Source organism: Niveibacterium microcysteis (assembly GCF_017161445.1).
Classification (GTDB): domain Bacteria; phylum Pseudomonadota; class Gammaproteobacteria; order Burkholderiales; family Rhodocyclaceae; genus Niveibacterium; species Niveibacterium microcysteis.
In genome coordinates this window covers 1221889-1242204 of record NZ_CP071060.1, presented here as the reverse complement: position 1 = coordinate 1242204, position 20316 = coordinate 1221889, and the positions used below count along the sequence as shown (strand labels likewise).

The 20316-nt window shown below is 61.5% G+C and carries 19 protein-coding genes; 1 reads left to right on the top strand and 18 read right to left on the bottom strand.

From position 1 onward, the window contains the following. From JY500_RS05750 to JY500_RS05685, 14 genes are all read right to left on the bottom strand, one after another. Complete coding sequence (locus JY500_RS05750; protein WP_206255437.1) at positions 1 to 1929, bottom strand: XrtA/PEP-CTERM system amidotransferase; 1929 nt, start codon at positions 1927 to 1929, stop codon at positions 1 to 3. Positions 1930 to 1979: 50 nt separating this feature from the next. After that, positions 1980 to 3119, bottom strand: coding sequence for a TIGR03088 family PEP-CTERM/XrtA system glycosyltransferase (locus JY500_RS05745; protein ID WP_206255435.1), 1140 nt, complete (start codon positions 3117 to 3119; stop codon positions 1980 to 1982). After that, entirely contained in the window at positions 3119 to 4663 is a 1545-nt protein-coding gene (gene xrtA, locus JY500_RS05740) for an exosortase A (protein ID WP_206255433.1), read from the bottom strand. Before xrtA ends, JY500_RS05745 begins: the two co-directional genes overlap by 1 nt. After that, the gene (locus JY500_RS05735; RefSeq protein ID WP_206255431.1) at positions 4660 to 5874 is read right to left on the bottom strand and encodes a TIGR03087 family PEP-CTERM/XrtA system glycosyltransferase; all 1215 of its coding nucleotides are present in this window, start codon (positions 5872 to 5874) and stop codon (positions 4660 to 4662) included. The genes xrtA and JY500_RS05735 overlap by 4 nt, the downstream gene beginning before the upstream one ends. Before the next feature lie 9 nt (positions 5875 to 5883). Further along, on the bottom strand, positions 5884 to 6933 hold the full coding sequence (locus tag JY500_RS05730; protein WP_425493201.1) for a FemAB family XrtA/PEP-CTERM system-associated protein: 1050 nt from the start codon (positions 6931 to 6933) through the stop codon (positions 5884 to 5886). Between the two features lie 7 nt (positions 6934 to 6940). Beyond that, positions 6941 to 7780 (bottom strand): XrtA system polysaccharide deacetylase, encoded by an 840-nt coding sequence (locus JY500_RS05725; protein WP_206256415.1) that lies wholly within the window; start codon positions 7778 to 7780, stop codon positions 6941 to 6943. A gap of 10 nt (positions 7781 to 7790) precedes the next feature. Then, complete coding sequence (wecB, locus tag JY500_RS05720; protein WP_246479804.1) at positions 7791 to 8921, bottom strand: non-hydrolyzing UDP-N-acetylglucosamine 2-epimerase; 1131 nt, start codon at positions 8919 to 8921, stop codon at positions 7791 to 7793. Between the two features lie 10 nt (positions 8922 to 8931). Then, positions 8932 to 9984, bottom strand: coding sequence for an XrtA/PEP-CTERM system-associated ATPase (locus JY500_RS05715; RefSeq protein WP_206255428.1), 1053 nt, complete (start codon positions 9982 to 9984; stop codon positions 8932 to 8934). A gap of 6 nt (positions 9985 to 9990) precedes the next feature. Continuing rightward, positions 9991 to 11592, bottom strand: coding sequence for a TIGR03016 family PEP-CTERM system-associated outer membrane protein (locus JY500_RS05710; RefSeq protein WP_206255426.1), 1602 nt, complete (start codon positions 11590 to 11592; stop codon positions 9991 to 9993). After that, complete coding sequence (locus JY500_RS05705; protein ID WP_206255425.1) at positions 11561 to 12505, bottom strand: XrtA-associated tyrosine autokinase; 945 nt, start codon at positions 12503 to 12505, stop codon at positions 11561 to 11563. Before JY500_RS05705 ends, JY500_RS05710 begins: the two co-directional genes overlap by 32 nt. A 10-nt stretch (positions 12506 to 12515) precedes the next feature. Beyond that, positions 12516 to 14069 carry an XrtA system polysaccharide chain length determinant gene (locus JY500_RS05700; protein WP_172204113.1) on the bottom strand — a complete coding sequence of 518 codons (1554 nt, stop codon included), beginning with the start codon at positions 14067 to 14069 and terminating at the stop codon, positions 12516 to 12518. A gap of 34 nt (positions 14070 to 14103) precedes the next feature. Beyond that, a complete protein-coding gene (locus JY500_RS05695; protein ID WP_172204115.1) occupies positions 14104 to 14727 on the bottom strand; it encodes an XrtA/PEP-CTERM system exopolysaccharide export protein in 624 nt (207 codons plus the stop codon). Positions 14728 to 14890: 163 nt separating this feature from the next. Continuing rightward, positions 14891 to 15826 (bottom strand): PEP-CTERM sorting domain-containing protein, encoded by a 936-nt coding sequence (locus JY500_RS05690; protein WP_206255423.1) that lies wholly within the window; start codon positions 15824 to 15826, stop codon positions 14891 to 14893. 205 nt (positions 15827 to 16031) lie between these two features. Next, positions 16032 to 16898, bottom strand: coding sequence for a ThiF family adenylyltransferase (locus tag JY500_RS05685; RefSeq protein ID WP_206256414.1), 867 nt, complete (start codon positions 16896 to 16898; stop codon positions 16032 to 16034). Positions 16899 to 17052: 154 nt separating this feature from the next. Here JY500_RS05685 and JY500_RS05680 point away from each other — a divergent pair, with 154 nt between their 5' ends. After that, positions 17053 to 17811, top strand: coding sequence for a PEP-CTERM/exosortase system-associated acyltransferase (locus JY500_RS05680; protein WP_172204117.1), 759 nt, complete (start codon positions 17053 to 17055; stop codon positions 17809 to 17811). 4 nt (positions 17812 to 17815) lie between these two features. On the opposite strand, the gene mnhG is transcribed toward JY500_RS05680, so the two are convergent. From mnhG to JY500_RS05660, 4 genes are read right to left on the bottom strand one after another with little or no spacing between them, the layout of a single operon-like run. Next, positions 17816 to 18121, bottom strand: coding sequence for a monovalent cation/H(+) antiporter subunit G (mnhG, locus tag JY500_RS05675; protein ID WP_206255422.1), 306 nt, complete (start codon positions 18119 to 18121; stop codon positions 17816 to 17818). After that, positions 18105 to 18389 carry a monovalent cation/H+ antiporter complex subunit F gene (locus JY500_RS05670; RefSeq protein ID WP_206255420.1) on the bottom strand — a complete coding sequence of 95 codons (285 nt, stop codon included), beginning with the start codon at positions 18387 to 18389 and terminating at the stop codon, positions 18105 to 18107. The genes mnhG and JY500_RS05670 overlap by 17 nt, the downstream gene beginning before the upstream one ends. Next, positions 18386 to 18868 carry a Na+/H+ antiporter subunit E gene (locus tag JY500_RS05665; protein WP_206255419.1) on the bottom strand — a complete coding sequence of 161 codons (483 nt, stop codon included), beginning with the start codon at positions 18866 to 18868 and terminating at the stop codon, positions 18386 to 18388. The genes JY500_RS05670 and JY500_RS05665 overlap by 4 nt, the downstream gene beginning before the upstream one ends. After that, positions 18865 to 20313, bottom strand: a complete 1449-nt coding sequence (locus JY500_RS05660) for a proton-conducting transporter transmembrane domain-containing protein (RefSeq protein ID WP_206255417.1) — start codon at positions 20311 to 20313, stop codon at positions 18865 to 18867. The genes JY500_RS05665 and JY500_RS05660 overlap by 4 nt, the downstream gene beginning before the upstream one ends. Positions 20314 to 20316: the final 3 nt, after the last annotated feature.

The following is a 20316-nucleotide window of genomic DNA, read 5'->3' as shown; positions in this document are numbered from 1 at the left end:
TCAGCTTGCCATCCCAAGGGCGGCGGGTTGTACCGCATCACCGGCAACATTACGCAGGAACGCTTCGAACATCAGCAGCGCCCAGATGGAGGCGCTGTAATCCTTCACGCCAGACTGGTGATCGCTGACGAGATGCTGCAAGTACGATTGGTTGAACAAGCCGGTATCGGCCATGCGCTCGCCAAGCAAGGACTCTCGAACGCGTTCGCGCAAGGGGCCGCGGAACCAGCGGGCAAGCGGCACCGCGAAGCCCATTTTGGGCCGATAGAGCACATCCGCTGGCAGATAGGGTTCCATCGCCTTCTTGAAAATGAATTTCCCCTCCATGCCGCGCAGCTTCAGATCCGATGGCAGGGTTGCAAGCCATTCGACCAGCTTGTGGTCCATCAAAGGCTCGCGTACTTCCAGCGAGTGCGCCATTGATGCGCGATCGACCTTGGTATTGATGTCACCGACGAGGTAGGTCTTCAAGTCGAGGTACTGGATCAGCGCGAGCGGGTCGTCAGTGCCGGCGTGGCGGGCATGGCGGTGGAACACCTCGACCGCCGAGTAGCCACCCAGACGTGCGCGGAACGCATTGCTGTAGAGCGCATGGCGTTGGTTGTCGCGGAGGACCGACATGGTATGGAAGTAGGCTTCGACCGAATCGCGTGCGAGCGCTTCGAACGTCGTCTTTGCACGAAACACGCGCGGCGCCCAGTCTGCTTTCGGGTACAGACGCCCCAACAAGCCGAAGACCGGTTTGCGCACGCCCAACGGCAAGGCTGTACGCATGCGCTCCTCCATCACATGCAGCCGGTGTCGGCGGTAGCCGCCGAGGCTTTCATCACCGCCGTCGCCGGACAAGGCCACCGTCACCCGCTTGCGAGCGAGCTGGCAAACCCTGTAGGTCGGAATCGCAGAGCTGTCGGCATAGGGTTCGTCGTACAGCCGGGCGAGTTCGTCGATCAAATCGAAATCGTCGCTCGCCACCGTCTCCACATGGTGATTGGTGCCATACCGGCGTGCAACCATTGCGGCGAACTCGGACTCGTTAAACGCTGGGTCATCGAATGCGATCGAACAGGTGTTGACGGGCTCCGACGATAGATGCGCCATCGTTGCCACGACGGCACTTGAGTCCACGCCGCCCGACAGGAAAGCACCGAGCGGCACATCCGCGATCATGCGCAGTCGCACCGATTCGCGCAGGCGCTCGACCAATTCATCCGAGGCTGCTTCAACACTGAGCCGGTTATCGCAGGTGAAGCGGACGTCCCAATAGGGCGCTGGCCGGCACTGCGTGTCACCTCGGCGCAGGACAAACGACTCGCCTGGCGGCAGCTTGAACGCGCCGCGGAAAATGCAACGCGGCTCCGGGATGTAGCCCAACGCAAAGTAATCCTCGACACACTCCGGTTCAATCTCGCGCGGGAAGCGCGGATGCGCGAGCAGGGCCTTGAGTTCGGAGCCGAACAGGAACATGCCGTCGTCCAGCAAGGCGTAGAACAGGGGCTTTACGCCAAGACGGTCACGCGCAACGAAGAGCGTCTCGCGCTTGCGATCCCACAGCACGAACGCAAACATGCCGCGGAAGCGCGCCACACACGCCTCGCCCCAGGACTCCCAGGCATGCACGATCACTTCGGTATCGCTGTGCGTGCGGAAGGTGTGGCCAAGCGCCTTAAGCTCCGGCACCAACTCCTGGAAGTTGTAGATCTCGCCGTTGAAAACGACGACAACGGAACCGTCTTCGTTGCTCAAAGGCTGTTGGCCCAGCGTCGGATCGATGACCGACAGGCGGCGATGGGCGAACGCCACACCTGGTTCGAAGTGAAACCCGGTCTCATCCGGCCCACGGTGGCGCTGCACGTCCGCCATGCGCTCGACGATTTCGCGCGGCGGCTCGCGTCGCCCCCGCGTATCAAACATGCCGGCAATACCGCACATACTCGCGCTACCTCATCATTCGATGCGCTGCGGCGCACCGGGTTTGCGATTCAAGCGCGCCGATCGATTGCCTCGAGCGCACGCGAATACAGACTTCCATAGCGCGCCACCATGGCGTCGAGGCTGAAATCGGCCTCGATACGGCGACGCGACGCGAGCCCCTGCGCTCTTATCCGCGCAGGATCCGTCGCAAGGGCCAACAATGCATCGGCCAAAACCTGCGGCGCAGCAGGCGGAACCAAGCTACCCGTTTCACCGTCGCGCACGAGCTCCGGCGTTCCACCGACGGCGGTTGCAACCACGGGCAAGCCGCTCGCCATCGCCTCCAGCACGGTATTCGAAATCCCCTCGGCGATGGATGGCAACGTGAAGATGTCAAAACTCCGCATGACGTCCGGCACGTCCGCCCGCTCGCCGGCGAGCCAGACCTTCGACGCAAGTCCGGAGTCCCGAACAGCGGTCTCGATCGCGCCGCGCATGCCGCCCTCGCCAACGATAGCCAGTCTCAGGTTCGGCGCACGATCAGCGATCAGCCCGAAAGCCTTGACCAATCCAACCTGATCCTTTACGGCCTGAAGGCGCCCCACAGTGCCCACCACGCGCAGCGCGGGGTCGTTGAACGGTGAGCCGTCCAAACGTTGTCGAGCCCCAGCCGCCGGATGGAATCGCGTCGCGTCGACGCCATTGCAAAACAGGTGAACACGCTGTTTTCCGATGCCGACGCGGGTGGTGAGATAGTTCTCCAGCTCACGCGACAGCGCAATGTATTGCGTCACGAAGGGGCTGTACGCGCGCCGTACCCAGCGAGGTTTGGCACGATCACCCTGCGGATCATCCACGTCACGACCGTGCTCTCCGTGAATGCGCACCGGCACCCGCGCCGCCCAGGCTGGCGCCACCATTTCCAGCGCGGCCAGATTGCGCGTGTGAACGATGGCGGGCTGCAACTCGCGCAGGACTCGAAACACTTTCGGGAACAGGGCCGCGCCGGGGCCGGGTTGCTTATGCAGTTCAATGACCTGCACATCGGGCCGTGTTATCCGGGCGACGAAGGCCGGATCGGCGTCGGTAAGCGAAATGATGGCGTGGCGAAATTGCGAGGCAGGCAGCCGGTTGATCAGGTTGACCATGCCGTTCTCCAGCCCGCCGACGCGAAAACTGAAGACGATGTGCGCAATCAGCGGCGGCATCAGCTTCGTGGCGTGGCGCGCAGTACGCGCTCGATCTCGGCCTGATGTGCCAGCACGAAACGCTCGACCAGTCCGCGTGCCTCCGGCAAACCTTCACCCTTGCGCGCAATCACGATCACGGCCGCGGAATCGTCCGGTCGATGCGCGAAGCGATCTGCCACCAATGCCAACTTGGCGCGCTTCGGGTCCGACGTGACGCTGTCGCCCAACCAGAGCCAAGACCACACTTCCAGCCGATCCGGCTCGCCCAGCAGTTGGGTCCGCAAAAGGTCGTATCCGTTGCTGAACTGATCGGGCTGCTCGCCACCATAGCGCCAGCGCTTATCTTCCGCGGTAACGAAGCGGTTGTCCCACTGCACCAACTCATGGCCCGGCGTCTGGCTCGCGTAGTAGGCGATGAAAAGCGTGACTACATCGTCGCCGTGACGATACGTCCGCACCAAACGCGCCCGCTCGCCCACATAGGTCGGCTGCCAGCCGGCGACGGGCGGTTCATTCGTCATGACCCAGCCGGCCGTGGCATGCGGTGCCTCCAGCGTGTAGGCCGCCGCACCTGGCGTCGCGGCAAGCCAGGCTTCAAGTGGCCGCCAGACGAGCAGCACCGCCAGAATTCCGAAACAGCAAACCGCAATCGCCCGCGTCGAAGCCGGCGGTGTCGTCGCGAGGCGGTCGGTAGACGGTTCCACGCCGGATTCAGCCGCATCGGACTCACGCCAGAACGAGCCAACCCAGAACAAGGCAACGATGACGACACCAAAGAACAGCCAGCCATAGATCAGGTGATCAACGCCGGTCGCGATCTTGTTGCCCGATAGATGACCCAGCATCACGATCAGGTAAGCGCGTAGCCAATTGGCAACCAGTGGCACCAGAGTGGCGGCAAGAATGAAGAGCAGCCGTCGGCGCAGGGTTCGATAGTTGAGCCAGGCAAACAGGACCCCCACCATCACGGATGCGATCAGGTAGCGAATCCCGCTACAGGCTTCGACCACCGACCACGCGCCACTGGGGATCACAAAACTGTTCCCTTCCCTGAACACTGGCACGCCGGTAAGCCGCAAGGCGGCAACCGTGAAGTCCGCCGTGTGATTCATCAGGGTCGGAATCAGGAACTCACCGAACGGCACACCGAAGAACAGGAAGGCCAGCGGAAAAACGGCCGTGCGCGCCAGCGCGTTGCCCCAGACGCACCACAGCGCCGCGCAGACCATCGCCACCAGGGCGAAGTGTGTCACGGCGGCCACGCTCGCGCTCTCCCCCGCGAGCCAGGCGAAACCGGCCACCGCAAGCGGAATCAGCGCAATCGGAGCCGGGCGCAGGCTCTGGCGCAGAAGCTGATCGCGCATCCCCCAGAGCAGCCAGAGCGAGATTGGCACTACGACGAGTCCGTGAGCGAAGGTCTCGGATCGCCACCAAATCGACGCCATCTCACGCGCGGTCGGCCAAAACAACCCAACCACCAGCGCAAACGCGGCCAGTCCGCTGCTGATAATCAACGCCCCAGACGACGAGGTCTTCACTGCATCCATCGTTGCTGTGCTCATGTCCGTGGCGCCCTCTCCATCAGAACGTCCAGCTGCGCAAGGTGCGCCTCCCAGCTGTAGCGATCCAGCACACATTGGCGCGCGGCTCGCCCTATCGAGCCCGCCCGTTCAGGGTCTGCCAGCAACGAACGAATCGCCTCGACATAATCGGAACTCGTCTGCGCGATCAGGAAGTCCTGCCCATTGATCGCGTTGATGCCGGTCGCAGCGTCGGTCGACACCACGACCGCGCGGCTCATCGCCATTGCCTCGAGCACCTTGTTCTGCACGCCGCGCGCAACCCGCAACGGTGCGACGACGGCGGCGGCATGGCGCAGATAGGGGCGGACATCCGGAACCGTGCCGGTGACGTGAACGCGGGGATCAAGCGCCAGCGCCAGCACCTCGGGGGCCGGGTTCATGCCGACAATCCAGAACTGCGCCTGCGCATCGAATGCTGCAATGGCCGGCCAGGCCTCGCGCACAAACCAAGTAACGGCATCGACATTCGGCCAATAGTCCATCGCGCCGGTGAAGACAATATGCGGCCCGCTCCCGGGGTAAGGCGAGGGCTGGTCGCCCTCTGGCGAAAAGTACGTCGCGTTGACTCCGTTGCTGACGGCAAAAACCTTGGCTGCCACCTCCGGGGCCTGCGACCGGAAGAGCTCAGCCTCAGCCTCGGATACAAAAGTTACCGCACTCGCACGGGTTGCTGCGTGGCGTTCATACGCCAGCAACTTCCTCCCCTCGCGGCGGTACAGCCAAGCCATCGGGCCGCTGTGCTGCGGGGCGTATTGCGTCCACTTCGCCGAGTCGACATCACAATAGTCCGCCAAGGTACGCAGACCCGGTATCGCCTCAATGTATTGCATCATGGCGGAGCAGAACACTGCTGCTTCCTGAATCCCCTGAGCAGCAACGACACTGCGCGCCCACTCAAGCATCGATGACGTACGGTAGTACGCCAGCGTCAGTGCTTCATTGGTCAAAAGGCCGCGCAGACTGGCAATCCGCGCCCAGCGCGGCGCCAACCGCTCGCAGTGCACACCCCCACACCATTCGGAAAGCGCCGCTACATGCTGTTCGTCGGCCGGATCGTCGACGAAGGCACCGAGGTACACCCGATAGTGGCGCGAAAGGTACTTCAGCAGATTGAAGGATCTGACCTTGTCGCCCTTGTTCGGGGGATAGGGGATGCGGTGCACCAGATACAGCAGCGACGGTTTGCTCATCGATACCGGTCAACCCAGGTTGCGGACAATCATCGGCCCAAGACGATTGGCCACGGCCAATGGCAGGCGCTGCCAGAGCGCGATGAACGCGCGGTACTTCGGATTCATCGGATTGTTCTGCGGGATGCTGTCGCGCTTGAACAAACGGTATTCATAGGCGAGCGGCGTCGGCTCAAAGCCCCAGTTCTTCTTGAACGCATACGGGCCGGTGCCCACCTTGCTACGGCCGTAATCGAATACTTTGCAATCGCGTTCGAGGGCGCGACACATCAGCGACCAGTACTTGAAATCATTGGCGGCGAGGTCACGCGCCGCAGGCAGGTCCCCAGCGTAGTACGGCAAGATCTCATCGCGGAAGAAAAAGCTCAGGACGCTCGACAGCGGCGCACCATCGGCCGTTGTGACCGTCATGACTTCGCAATCATTGGCGAAGGCATCCATCAGCGCCGCAAACCAGCGGCGGGACATGGCCGGCGTGCCGTGGCGGCGCACATTGTCGGCGTACACCGAGAAGAACCGATTTACGTCGGCGTCACGGCTGGCGATCAGGCCGTTTTTGATGCCTTTACGCACCATCGCCCGCTGCTTCCGCGGAATCGCCGCCATGTTCGCCTCGTCATCGGCCGCCAGCGTTTTGCGAAACGTCACGTAAAGATCCTGACTGGGCCAATCGGAATGCCTCGGTGCGACGTTGCGATATTCCAGATGACCCACCCCGAGGCGTTGAGCGATCCGTTCGGCTTCCATCTCAAGTGCAGCGATAGCCTCCGCGTCCTCACTGGCAACGCCGCCATATACACAGAACGGGAGCGAGGACAGGGAATGCCCGAAAAGGCGGCTTCGCACCTCGGCCAGCGGTAGGACGCCAACGATTTCGCTGCCGCGCTCCGCCAGCAGGAAGTAGGTGTCGTGCCCTTGATGGTTCTCGATCAACCCCTGCCAAGCAGACAGGTGGAAGAAGGTCGCAGACGGACACGCGCGCACGAAGGCATCCCAGCGCGCACGCTCAGCCAATTCCAGTCGCCGCACGACGACCGGCTGCATCACAGCATCTCGCATCATTCGTTCAGGCCTTGGGAAGAAACACCTGATCGACGCGATCCCAGGCGAAATCGCCCAGCAATCGACGCAGCCGACCTTCCATGTGTTCGAGGTTTACGTAGTGCCGAAACTTCGTCCGTGCATCCGCAGCATCGACGCGCGGCTGGGCGGGATCGATCTCCCAAGGATGGAAGTAGAAGATTGCAGAACGCTTATCCAACTCGTTCACCCGCCTCAAGGACCAACGCGATACCGGATAGGGCAACAAGCGAAAATATCCGCCGCCGCCAGCTGGCCAATTACGGCCAGCCCAACGTACCGTCGTCACCGGGATCTCGAGCAGCCCGTTGGTCAGGTAGTACGGAAACCGCGGCGAATCGGGCATGCCATAGTGATCATGCGCGATCGGGTACACGCTGGAGCTGTAGCTATGTCCGGTTTCGCGGAGCACATCGTGCGCCCACAGGTTCTTCGCCCCAACCGAGAAGCTTGGCGCGCGGTAGCCACGGATCTCGACGCCGGAGATGTCCTCCAGCACCGCTTTCGCAAGAGAAACATCTGCGCGGAAGGCTTCCGGCGTCTGGGCACTTGCCCGCTCGTGGCCATAGCCATGGCTCGCGAGTTCATGCCCTTCCATGACGATCAGACGCACAAGTTTCGGATATCGCTCGGCAACCCACCCCAAGGTGAAAAACGTTGCCTTCGCGCCGTACTCGTGAAGCAGGCTCAGGATTCGATCGACGTTCGCTTCGACTCGGCAAGGCACAGCATCCCACTGGGCGCGAGGGAAATGCGAGGCCAGCGCTGAGACCTGGAAGTAATCTTCCACGTCGATCGTCAGCGCGTTCGACACCGCCGACTTCATCTTGGCGTCATCAGTTGGCACGGGCGACCAACCAGGCATGCAAGTGCGCAGCAATACGTTCCGCGGCGCGCCCGTCCCACAACGCCGGCGAGCGCCCGGCCTTGCCACCGCCGACCAGAATCTGATCCAACGCCCGGATGATTGCGTCGTGGTGGCGGCCAACAAGCGTGTTGGTGCCCTCATCAACGGTAATCGGGCGTTCGGTGTTTTCACGCAGGGTCAGGCATGGGACGCCAAGCGCGGTGGTCTCCTCCTGGATGCCGCCGGAATCCGTCATCACCACTCGCGCCGCTGACATCAGCCCCAGCATCTCAAGGTATCCCTGCGGCGGCAGCTGCACGATTCGCTCGCCTGCAAGGCGCGCAAACAGGCCGAAACGCTCCAGGTTGCTGCGCGTGCGGGGATGCACAGCAAACGCAATCGGCAAACGCTTGCTCGCCTCGCACAGCGTATTGACCAAACCGCTCAGCGTTTCCTGATCATCAACGTTGGACGGTCGATGGAGTGTTACAAGCGCAAATCCGTTGGGCGAGTGCAGCGCATCCGACGCATGCCCAGCCGCGCTGAGCGTCTGGGCAACGGGGACCGCCTGCGCAAGGTTGGCGCGCAACGAATCGATCATCACGTTGCCGACGAACTGTATGCGCGGCTCCGCAATGCCCTCGCGCGCCAAGTTGACCGAGGCGCCCGCCTCTGTCGTGTAGAGAAGATCCGCAATCTGGTCGGTCAGAACCCGATTGATCTCTTCAGGCATGCCACGGTCAAAACTGCGCAAACCAGCCTCGACATGCACGACCGGGATGTTCTTCTTTGTCGCCACCAGCGCACAGGCAATCGTTGAATTAACGTCGCCGACAACCAGTACGGCCGACGCGCCGTGCTCATCCAGGATCGGTTCGAATCGCTTCATGATCTCGGCGGTCTGCACCGCGTGCGAAGCCGACCCTACTTCCAGGTTCACGTCCGGGTCGGGCAGCTTCAGATCGCCAAAGAGTTTGGCGTTCATGGCATGGTCGTAATGCTGGCCCGTATGAACCAACAGATACGGCAGAGGGGGCTGGTGCGCCGCAAACGCTTTGACGATCGGCGCCATCTTCATGTAGTTAGGGCGCGCGCCCACCACGCAAATAACCGGTTTCATCCGGGCTCCTTCAACCGGCATGCCGGCGTTCCTTGTCTTGATCCGCACCGTCCGTGGTGTTGGCACCCAACCCCAACAGTGCACAAATGACCTTTTCGAGCTGCTCTACACGCGCTTCAAGGCGCGACGCCTGATAGCCGGCAGCCACCTCTGCCAGCCGTCGTGCAGCGGCCGGATCAGCCATCAACCTCGCCAGCGCAGACGAATCGAGGCCTGGCATGGCATTGATCGGCGTGACCGAGCGCTCAGGCCCTGACTCTTCACGCATCTCGGTCACAACGTTGTCGACGTCGCTTGCCGTAAGCCCATGCTTCTCCGAAAGAAAGCCTGCCAGCAGCACGCGATCGCAGAGGGTATTGATCCGCCGAGGAATACCACCGGAGGCTGCATGAATCACGTCGAATGCGCTGGCCTCGATGCGGGGATCCCCCTTCCAGCCAACGCAGCCGAGCCGGTGTTCGACGTACGCCCGGGTTTCCGCTAGATCCAGCGGCCCGAGGTGGTACGAAGCGATCACGCGTTGCCGCAGTTGCTGCATGTGCTCGCTTTGCATCGTCTGGCGGAACTCGGGTTGGCCAACCAGAAAACTCTGCAGCAGCGCGTGATCCTCCAACTGGAAATTGGAGAGCATCCGGAGTTCCTCGACCGCTCGCGGAGTGAGGTTCTGCGCCTCGTCGACGATCAACAGGGCACGTTTGCCCGCAGCGGTGAGCTTGACGAGAAAAGTCTCGAGTTGCAGCAGCAGGTCTGCCTTCTCGACGTTCTTCGCTGGGAGCCCGAACGCCGCCGCAACGAGACGAAGGATGTCGTCCGCATCGATCTGCGTACTCACCAGATGGGCAGCAACAACCTTGCTGGAATCAAGCCGCTGCAACAAGCTGCGGACAAGCGTCGTCTTGCCGGCACCGACGTCCCCGGTAATGACGATGAACCCCTCGCTCTGATGCAGCCCGTATTCGAGATAGGCCATCGCACGGCGATGCCCACGGCTACCGTAGTAGAACGACGGGTCGGGGTTAAGCTGGAACGGCTTTGAAGTAAAGCCGTAAAAGGACTCGTACATAAACCCTCAGAAACGCATGCCGAGCGTCGCGGCGACCGAGTTCTCGTCGTAGCTGGAGGCACCACGGCTCGCTTGGTATCGATAGCTCACCGATCCGATGATGCTCTGGCCGAACGAGGTGCTGCCCGACAGGGACGCATCGCGGCGCCGTGTTGTCGTCGTCAAACCCAAGGTCTCGCCGTTTGAACGGCTCGCCCCAAGCAAGGCGGTCAGATTGCTGATTGGCGTTAAGCGATGGTTGAACACCAGCGTTCCACCCATGTCTTCAACGACATCGAAGTTCGCCAACTGATCACCCGGCACGAGCAGCGCGGGATCCACGAGGCGACGCCGGTCTGTGTAGGTCAGTGACAAGGCAAGGCCATTGCGAGCGCCGGTCAGACCGCCACTGACCTGGGCACGTTTCTCCAGGTAGTAGCTCCGGGTCACGAAAGTCGCGCCAGCCAGGATCTCTTCCAAATAGGGCAAGCCTCGATCGTGCCAGGTTTTCGCCGCCGATTTGCCGCCATCGGGCGACTTCGAGCCGGCTTCCGCGTACGCCACCATCAGCCCCAACAACTGGAGACTGCTCAGCGTCGAAGATGTCGTCGTCACATCCCGTACAAAGGTCGCCGAAAACGAGCTCAGAGCGCCTCGCCAGGTAAACTCATAGTTGTAGCCATTGCCGAAGAAGCGCTTCTCGGTCATCCCGGCAAATCGCGTACGGGGCGATGGCGTCCACTCAAATCCGCCGCCATAAATCTGCTGCTCCTCGCCACCAAACGCCGCGAAATTGTTGCGCTCATATCCCACATCGGCGCGCAGCTTGAACATCGGATCGATCGCGTAGATCCCGTAGAGGCGCGCATCTGACGTCTTCGAGTCATTTGCCGTGTCGTACTTGATGACCGAATGGTTTCCGGTGAGGAACCAACCCAGTGGGTCCGGACTCGCACCATTGCCAACGACCAAACTGACATCTTGTCTCAGACTATTGTTGAGGAAGTTGTTCGAAGAGTCGCTCAACGTGGCGCGGTATCGAATCTCGCCGTTCTCACGCGCGCCCCACTGCCAACGAAAGTACGGGCTCAGCGAAAACGTCGTGAGTTGCGTTGCGTTGTTCGGGTTGTAGGCTGCGCCCCCCGCTGGCGCCCCAAGCGTCGTGATTTGCTCCTGACTCGCAGTTGCGCTCGCGTCGAGCAGCAGTTTCCGCTCATACAAATCGACCGTACCGGTGCCGTACATGTTCAGGTTCGTCCGGTTGAGCGAATCTTCGCTCGCATAGACGTTCGCATTCACGCTTGCGCGGAACGAGCCGTAAGAACGGCTGGTGCGACCACTGGTCGCAAAACCTGGTTCGACACGCAAAGACCAATCCGCGACGTGCTTGCCTTCGTTCGACAAGCGAACGTTGTCGGACCAAGTCAGCCCCACGCCCAGTGTCGGCTCGATCCGCCAGTTGTTCGACGGCCCTTCCCCTGCAAAGCCGCTGCCCTGCGGTGTCGCACCATTGAACAGCCCTGTGGATGCATAGTCCGCCACCGCCATGGCGGGAACGGCACCCACGCAGGCTGCCAGCACACACAGCGAAAGCGGCTTACGAGCCGGCCTCATTTTTGCCGTAGCCATAGCCGTATCCATAGCCGTAGACACCGTAGTGACCCGACGACGATTGCTGACGAACCTTGTTCAGCAGCATCAACTTGACCGGACACGCCTCCAGTGTCGCCAGCGACTGCTTGACCATTGCATGCGTGCTGCGCTCGGACTCCACCACCACGATGACTTGCCCCATATGCGTGGCCAACGCGCGCGCTTCGGTCGTTACCAGAACCGGCGGCGAGTCGAAAATGACGATTCGGTCCTTGTAGCGCGTCGCAAGTTCTTCGAGCAGCGCGTTCATGGCGTCGCTGGCGAGCATTTCGGTTGCGCGCTGCTGCGGCCGGCCAGCAGGCAGAATCGTGAGCTTCGCGATGTTCGTATGCAGCATCACGTCGCCGATCGAAGACTCATGCCCCTGGAGCACATCCATCATGCCCGACGAGGCTGGCAGGCCCAGTGCAGCCAGAACCGACGGCTTTGAAACGTCGGCGTCGACCAGCAGCACGGTGTGGTCGAGTTCCATGGCCATCGATATCGCGAGGTTGATAGCCGAGAAGCTCTTACCTTCACCCGGCACCGAACTCGTCACCATGATCAGATTGCCGTTCTCGATCGGAGCGGCCCCCTTGCCCTGCGCGTTGCGCAGCACTGGGCGTTTAATAATCCGGTATTGCTCCGCAATAGGGCTGTTCGGCTTTGACGGCGACACGAAACCAAGCGCGCCAAGTCGGTCCAGGTCGATGTGCACCGTGCGGCGTTCGCGCGCCGGTTCGGCGTCCGGTACCGGAGCTGGCGTCGGCGGCAGTTGAGTCGTTGCCGAAGCAACCACACTCGGCTGCGCGACCGGGGCCTCTGGCCGCGCGCCGGCATCGTCGCCTACATCAAGACCGGCCCGCTTGAGCTGATCGAGACGCTCGACTGCTTTTTCAATGATGCTCATAGCAGCCCCTTTAAAGACCGAATGCCCGAAGCGCCAGAACCGCCGTCATCAGCGCAAAAACACCGACGAGCGACAAAAGGCCACCAGCAAAGTAAATGGATTGCATGCGTTCGCGCTTCGCCCGTACCGGGGTGTCGATCATCGTAACGACGCCCAGTACCGGGAGGCCCGTCACGTCACGCAAGGCACGGCCGTCAAAGAAGATCGGACGGACCTGGAACACAAGGAACGCAACGAGCAGCCCGATCGCGAGCGATACCAGACCCGAAGCTGGCATCAAGAGGGCACGATTCGGCGCCGCGGGCTTGCTTGGGACAGACGGGGGATCGATCAAGCGGAATTCGGCCACACCGGACGAGGCATCCATCTCCACCGACATGTTGGCTGCCTCACGACGAGAGACCAAACTCTCGTAGTTCTTCTTGTTGATCTCGTAGTCACGGTTAAGTTGCGCGAACTCGGCCTCCATCTCGGGCAGCATGCGCTGCGAGCCGCGCATGGCACCGAGGCGCGCTTCGTACTCAGCAACGCGCGTCTGCAGCGAAGCCACGTTTGCCTCCGCCTCGCTCAACGATAGCTTGAGCTGCTGATAAACGGGGTTAGCCCCAAGCGAACCAGACATGCCACCGCTCTTGCGACGTGACTCCACCTCTTGCTTCTTCTGCGCCTCAAGCTGCTCGATGACCCGACGCGTCCCGACGACGTCTGGATGTTGGTCGGTGTAGCGCTGGAGCAGTGCATCCAGTTGTTTCTTCATGGCGTCGATACGACCGTCGATCTCCGGGATGGAGATGCTACCGGCCGAGGCCTGGCCGCTATCAGGCAGGAAAACCGGGTCTTCGCCTGCGAGCTGACGCTTGAGCGCATCGCGCGAGTTCTGAACCTCGCGAAGTTCGAGCTTGGCCTGATTGAGCTTGGCTGTTAGATCGCCAATCTGCGAAACGGCGTCTTTTCCGGAGTCTCCAAACAACGCAAGGTTCTTGAGCTTGAATTCCTTCAGGCGATTCTCGGCGTCAGCCAGTTTCGTTTCGTAACTCTTGATCTGCTCTTCGATGAAGCGGCGCGCCTCATCGGAATCCTTACGCTTATCGCCAAGACCGGATTCGACGAAGATCGAAACCAACGCCTGCACAACCCGTTTGGCACGCTCCGGATTTGTGTCTTTGAAGGTGAGCACAAAGAGATCGTCGCGACCGGCGCCTGTGACCTGAAGACGTTTGATCAGGTCATCGATCAGCACCTCACGTTGCTCACGGGTCTTGACGTCGAGATCAAGGTCCGCCATACGGATCAGTTTTTCGACGTTGGGTCGGCTAATCAGCGTCCGACTCAGAATCGTGACCTGCTGCTCAACGTTGGTTGGGACCGCCAAACCTTGCATGAGCGGTTTCAACACCGACTGTGTGTCGACGAACACGCGAGCGCGTGCCTCGTATTTGTCGGGGATCAGCATCACCACCACGGCCAGTACGACACCGCCGATCCAGGCCGCGAGCAAGCCCCACCAGCGATACCGCCACATTCCGCGGGCGTGAGCTATTGCACTTGCGAGAAGTTCTTCCAATTTTTACGACCTGTCGAATGTGGGCGAGACGTGCTTAGAACCAACCTTGGGGAATGATCAGAACGTCACCCGGGCGCATATCCACGTTCGCGGAAACGTCGCCACGCTTGAGCAGATCCTTCAAGCGAACGCTGTACTGCTTGCCACCTTCGGCAGTGCGCAAAATGCTTGCCTTGTTGCCGTCCGCGAAGTCAGTGATACCGCCCACGGCGATCATGACGTCAAGAAGACTCATCTTCTGTTTGTAGGGGAGGATCTGCGGCTTGGCGGCCTCGCCGACAACCCGGATCTGTTCGCTGTAGGGCCCGACAAAACCCGTCACCACAACGGTGACAATCGGATCCCGAATGTATTTGGCTAGCTGCTTCTCGATGTCACGAGCGAGCGTTGAGGGATCCTTTCCCATTGCAGGCAGATCCTCAACCAGCGGGGTCGTGATCTTGCCATCGGGCCGAACAGGAACCCCCATCGACAACTCCGGGTTGCGCCACACGACAACGCTCAGCATGTCGCCAGCACCGATCAGATAGTTGTAGTCCGACGCCACAGCGCCGCTTGGCGCTGGCGGGTACTGAGTAGCACACCCGCTAACGAACAATGCAAGAGCGGACACAACACATGCAAACCAAGACGCTTTGACCAGAGTACCGCGAGCCATGACGACCCCCCAATGAACGAGCACAAACACGCAAACGCCTGAACGATGGTACGCGAGCCCCGCCAGTGGATGCGCCAAAAATGACACGGTTCGGTTTGTCGACCGCAAAAAAGCGGAACGGCCCTTTCGGGCCGTTCCGCTTTGCTTGATGCGAAGCTACTTGTTACTTCATCTTCCGACGTGCACCGGCAGCCAGTCCGAGCATGCTCAGACCCAGCAGCGACAGCGTGCCCGGCTCCGGAACTTCGAAGTCGATCGACGAGTCGAGTTGCGACTGGCGAACATAGCGGGTTTTACCATCGGCACCGACGAAGGCACGAAGTTGCGACGGCGTCGGGATCGGCGGATCGACGTTGGTATCAAGCGACCACGACAGAATTCCGTTATCGCCTTCAACTTCGGCAAAGGTCTTGCCCGACAGGATGTCGTTCCAGAACCCAGCCACGAACGGATCAGCCGTCTCGTTCGCGTCGGTGATGTCGCCGTCACCATTGAAATCAAACGTGAAGGTACCAAGGATATCCAAGTTCGCAGCTGCGATATCGGAGTCATTCACCTTCATGTGCAGAAGCTGCTTGCCGTTGTTGGCATCGCCGCTCACATAAAACAGGTCGAAGTAACCGCCGTTGAAATACGGCGTGCCGCCAGCGCTAATACCGCCGGTGAAGTAGTAGTTGAAGCTCATGCCCCAACCACCCGGGGTGTTGAAGCCCTCGGTATCATCCGTCAGCGGATCGAGCGGATTGAGCGCGTCAATATTGCGCTGACCGGACGAAGCGGTATCCTTGATATTTACGCCCGGAGTGCCGTTGATCGACGCCCCCGTGGTGTTGCCGATCACGCCAAAGTTATTCAGGATCGACTTGATGTTGGTATCGTAAATCTTGGCGCCGGGGCCAATCGGGCCGCCAGGAACCACCGGCTCGTAGATCGAGGTAGCAAGGCTACCCGTCAGACCGAGTTGAGTGATTTCACCGGTTTTGCCGTCACCGAAGATGCTTGCACCACGGTTGATGTACACCGGACCCGCGACCGCTTGCGCAGCCGCACCGACGAGCACCAACGACGCAGCAATCTTTGAGAGCTTAGTCAGTTTCACGGTTGCTTCCTTTCAGTTATCTCTATCGATCGGGGCCAGTTCGCCCGTCGAATAGCTATAAGCAACCGGTGTGCCACGTTTTAGCCGATCTTGCGATTCTTTGATTTATCAAACACTTAGAGAGCCCAAAAACCGCGCACGACAGATCACGTTCAGTTTCAAATCCGGTGGCTGTAAGGCCTGCCGACACCCACCGGATCGCAGGCTAAGCGGACTTGGCCAACATGCGCGCGCCGATGCTGATCGCCATGCGCTGCAAGGGATTCCGATGCCCACCGGGTCGCCAGGTGCGCACCAAGCGGTTGGTGTAGGCATCGAAGTGATAACCCCACGGCGCGCCGCGGACGCCGCCGCGATTGAGGATCAGCTTGAGTGTCTCGGTTGCAGCGGCGCCAGCGCACAGCATGCAACCCATGACGGTGGACGGCCCTTTGCGATCCTTGAGACTGATTCGGTTCGGCTCAACCAGGTAGTCGTTGTGCAAACGACGAGGGGCAAGCCCAACCAGGAAGCGAAGCGCCTTTTCAGTGTCGGATCGCCCCTCGAAGCCAAAATAGTCCTCAAAACTCATGCCGCCCGGCAAGAAGACCAGCACTGAGGTTCCCATCCCGAGCGGAGCAGCAGTCACTGCCGGTATGCCGAGCCGGTGGCAGGTCGCGAAAGCGAGCTGGCGAGCCTTGAAGGCAAAGAAGTCGAGGCCATCAACATAGACCGAGGCGCCGTCCAGAAAGGCCTCGATGTTCGACTCATCGACGCCCTTCGGAAACACGCGGATGTCAGCCTCAGGGTTGATGTCCTTGGTCATCGCAGTGATGACTTCCGCCTTCTGCTTACCAACGGTGCTGACCATGGCACCGGCTTGACGGTTGAAGTTCGGGTAGTCGAAGGCGTCGAAATCCGCGATCGAGAACTTGCCGACCCCAAGACGCGCGAGCGTCGTGACGTGGAAGCCCCCGACCCCTCCGAGACCCGCGACGGCAACGCGCGCGTCACGCAACCGAGCCTGCTCGGCTTCGGTCGTCCAGCCGAGGTTGCGCGAGAACGCGTTGTCGTAATCAAAACCTGACGCCATACTTTGATTCATTTCTGACGCTCCTCAAGTAATCAGCCGCACAGGCCGGCAAGCACATAGGCGCTCACGTCATCATAGCCTCACGTTAGCGGCGCATTAAGGCAATACGCCCGGCGATTGGCACAACAGAGCTTCCGCAGGCACGGAGACAAAGATGTCAGCCGAACTGGTTCCAGGCAATCTGGGTGATAGCTTCAGCAAGTATTTCGAGATCGTTCCGGCGCTCGACGACGCGGTTCGGCATGAGGCGTTCTACGTTCGCCATGAGGTGTATTGCAAGGATCTGCACTTCGAGGACGAGCGGGCGAACCGTGAGGAGACGGATGACTACGACGCCCAGTCCCTGCATTGCGTACTGCGGACGCGCGGCGAGCATGCGCGGCCGGTTGGCTGCACTCGGATGATCCTGGCCAATCCGGACGATCCGACAGCGCCGCTCCCGTTCGAGAAATACTGTGCGGCGACGCTCGATCGCTCGGTGATCGATCCGGCAGAACTCCCCCGCTCGGCGATTGCCGAGGTGTCCAGATTGGCCGTGGTCTCCGACTTCCGGCGCCGGAAAGATGAGCAGGACAAGCCGGTGTCGATCAGTGACGACGACTTCCGCTCGGGCGGGGCAACGCCTCGCTTCCCATTTATCCCGGTGAGTCTGTACCTCGCGTGCGTCGTCATTTCGCTGCGGGAAGGTATCGACCACTTGTTCGTGCTGACCGAGCCTCGGCTGGCGATGCACTTCGCGCGGATTGGTTTCGATATCCGCCAGATCGGCGGACCGATCGAACACCGCGGCAAACGCGTGCCGTCATACCTGCGGCCGGCCGTAATCAAACGCGACTTGAAGCCGATGATGCGGCCGCTGTATGACGTCGTAGACGCGTCGATAGCGCGGGCTTACGCCGCGGCGGGGCGTTAGGCGGTCACGCGTCGTCGCGCCTGGCGTCGGCCAAGGCCGCACGCGCCAGCATGTGAGCGCTGACCGGCGCTGTGATGAAGACAAAGCCAAGCGGGATCAGGTAGCGCAGGCTGAGCGGGCCATCAAGGAAGTAAAAGTGGACTGCCAGCGCAGCCAACGCGCAGCCGGCACCAAGCGTGGCCGCCTTCGTCGGCGCATGCAGCCGCAGCATGAACTCGGGTAGCCGCACGAGGCCCCAGGCCCCCACCAAGGCAGCGAAGCCGCCCACCACCAACAGCACGGCGACGATAGCATCAGCCCAGATCGGCATCGCGCCCTCCCCGCGAACGAATCAGATAACGGGCCGCCGTCACGGTGCCGACAAAGCCAAGCATTGCGATGGCGAGCATGCCCTCGAAATTGAACGGATTGCCCGAAGTCATGCCGAGCACTGCAATCAGCGACAGCGCCACAACGTAAAGCGTATCAAGTGCCAACACGCGGTCGTGTGCCGCAGGCCCGCGCAGAAGACGGACACCGCAGAGCAGCAGGGCAAGCAGATAGGCAAGCGCGGCGAACGGCAGAACCTGTGCGGTCATGCGTAGATCTCCAGCAGCAAGGATTCATAGCGCGTCTTGATCGTCTGAGCCACGGCTTCTGCGTCGTCGGTATCCAGCACATGCACCTGGAGCCGCGCCATCTTGGCATCGTAGTCGACCGACAAAGTCCCCGGCGTTAGCGACACGATCGCTGCCAATGCCTGCACCCGCACGTCGTCCGGCAACGCGAGCGGCACGCTGATCCACGCGGGCTTCAGGTGGTCTGGGCGCGTCAGGACCAGCCAAGCCACGGCGAGATTCGACGCCGGAATGTCCCACGCCACGCGACCTATCAACCGAATGACGGGCACGATCCGAATGCGCGATTGAAGCGCACGCTTGGGGGCAAGCCAATACGCAATCAGGTAGGCCAAGGGAAGGCCGAGCAACATGTTGCCAACGGAGGCGTCGCCTTGCAGCAACAGCCAGCCGGCCCAGAGGCCGATCACCCACGCGATCGACACGCGCCGGGCCGTCACGGCATCACCCCGACGGGGCGGGCACCAAGCACAGCGCGAACATAGGCGTTCGGGCTGGCAAGCCCCGCTGCCGCGGCCAAGGCATATCGCTGCACCGGCGCAGCAAAGACGGTGAGCGCCACCACACCGCCACACAGCCAGAGCAAGGCTAGACGTTCGACGCAGTGCGCCGGCCCGCCCACCGCACCTGCAGCCCTCAGGCCGGCGCGGGCAAAACCGATCACCAGCATGAGACTGGCCAGCAGCAACGCGACCGCAACCCACGCGAAGGCGGAGGACGCCAGCAACCCATGCAGCGCCTGGATCTTTGCAAGGAACGACGCGGCCGGCGGCAGCCCACCAGCGCACACGGCAGCAGCGAGCAACCAGAGTTTTGCGTTGCCGAGACGGCCGCGGGCGTGCAGATCCGCCACCAGGTACAACGCACTGGCACTGGCCGCGCTCGCAGGCAAGTACATCAACCCTGCCGCAAGCGTTTGCAAGGATCCGACGTTGAAGACAATCAGCAAGAACCCACTCGACCCAAGGACACCCCATGTAGCGACTTGAGTGAGCGAGAGGCTCGCAAGCGCCCCAAAACCCGCCAACAGCATCGTGCCAACACCGGCGAGCAGCACGCAGTTCGAAAAGCTACCGTCGTCAAGCGCCGGACCCCAGAGCGACGTGATGCGAAGTAGCGAATAGGCGCCGAGCTTGGTCAGCAAGGTAAACGCCGCCGCCGATACCGGCGAGATCCGGCCATAGGTTTGCGGAAGCCAGGCGCTGAGCGGCAGCGCCGCGGCCTTGAGCAGAAATACCACCGCCAACAGGCCCGCACCGGCGCGCGCGAGCGGCTGGTCGGCCGGCGCAAGCGCCGGCAAACGCTGAGCTAGATCGGCAAAGGACAAACTCCCCGCAACGCCGTAGAGCAAGCCCGCAGCGATCAGGAACAGCGCGGATCCGGCCAGATTGATCGCGACGTAACGCAAGGTCGCGCCCGCTTCGCGCGGCCCCGCACCCAGCAGCGCTAAGCCGTACGACCCAACAAGCATGACCTCGAAAAACACGAAGAGGTTGAAGACGTCAGCAGTCAGGAAAGCCCCGTTGACACCCATCCACAGCACATGGAACAAGGGGTGTGTAAACGCGGCGCGGTCCTGGTCTCCCCCGACGATGAACACCAGCACGCCAAAGAGCACCCACGCTGTAGCCAGCACGGCCCATGCGCTCAGCCGATCCGCGAGCAACGCAATGCCGAATGGCGCTTGCCAGTTGCCCAGCAGATAGACCGCATCGTTGCCGGATGCTGCCTGGGTGACGAGTGCCATGGCGGCAGCGAGCGTTGCCAGCGCACCAAGCAGGCTCAAGGTGCGGCCGAAACGCGGCAGCGCGAGTGTCAGGATCGCCGACAACAGCGGCAACGCGACCGGCGCGATCGTGAGATGGGCGCTGGAAAGAAACGCCACCGG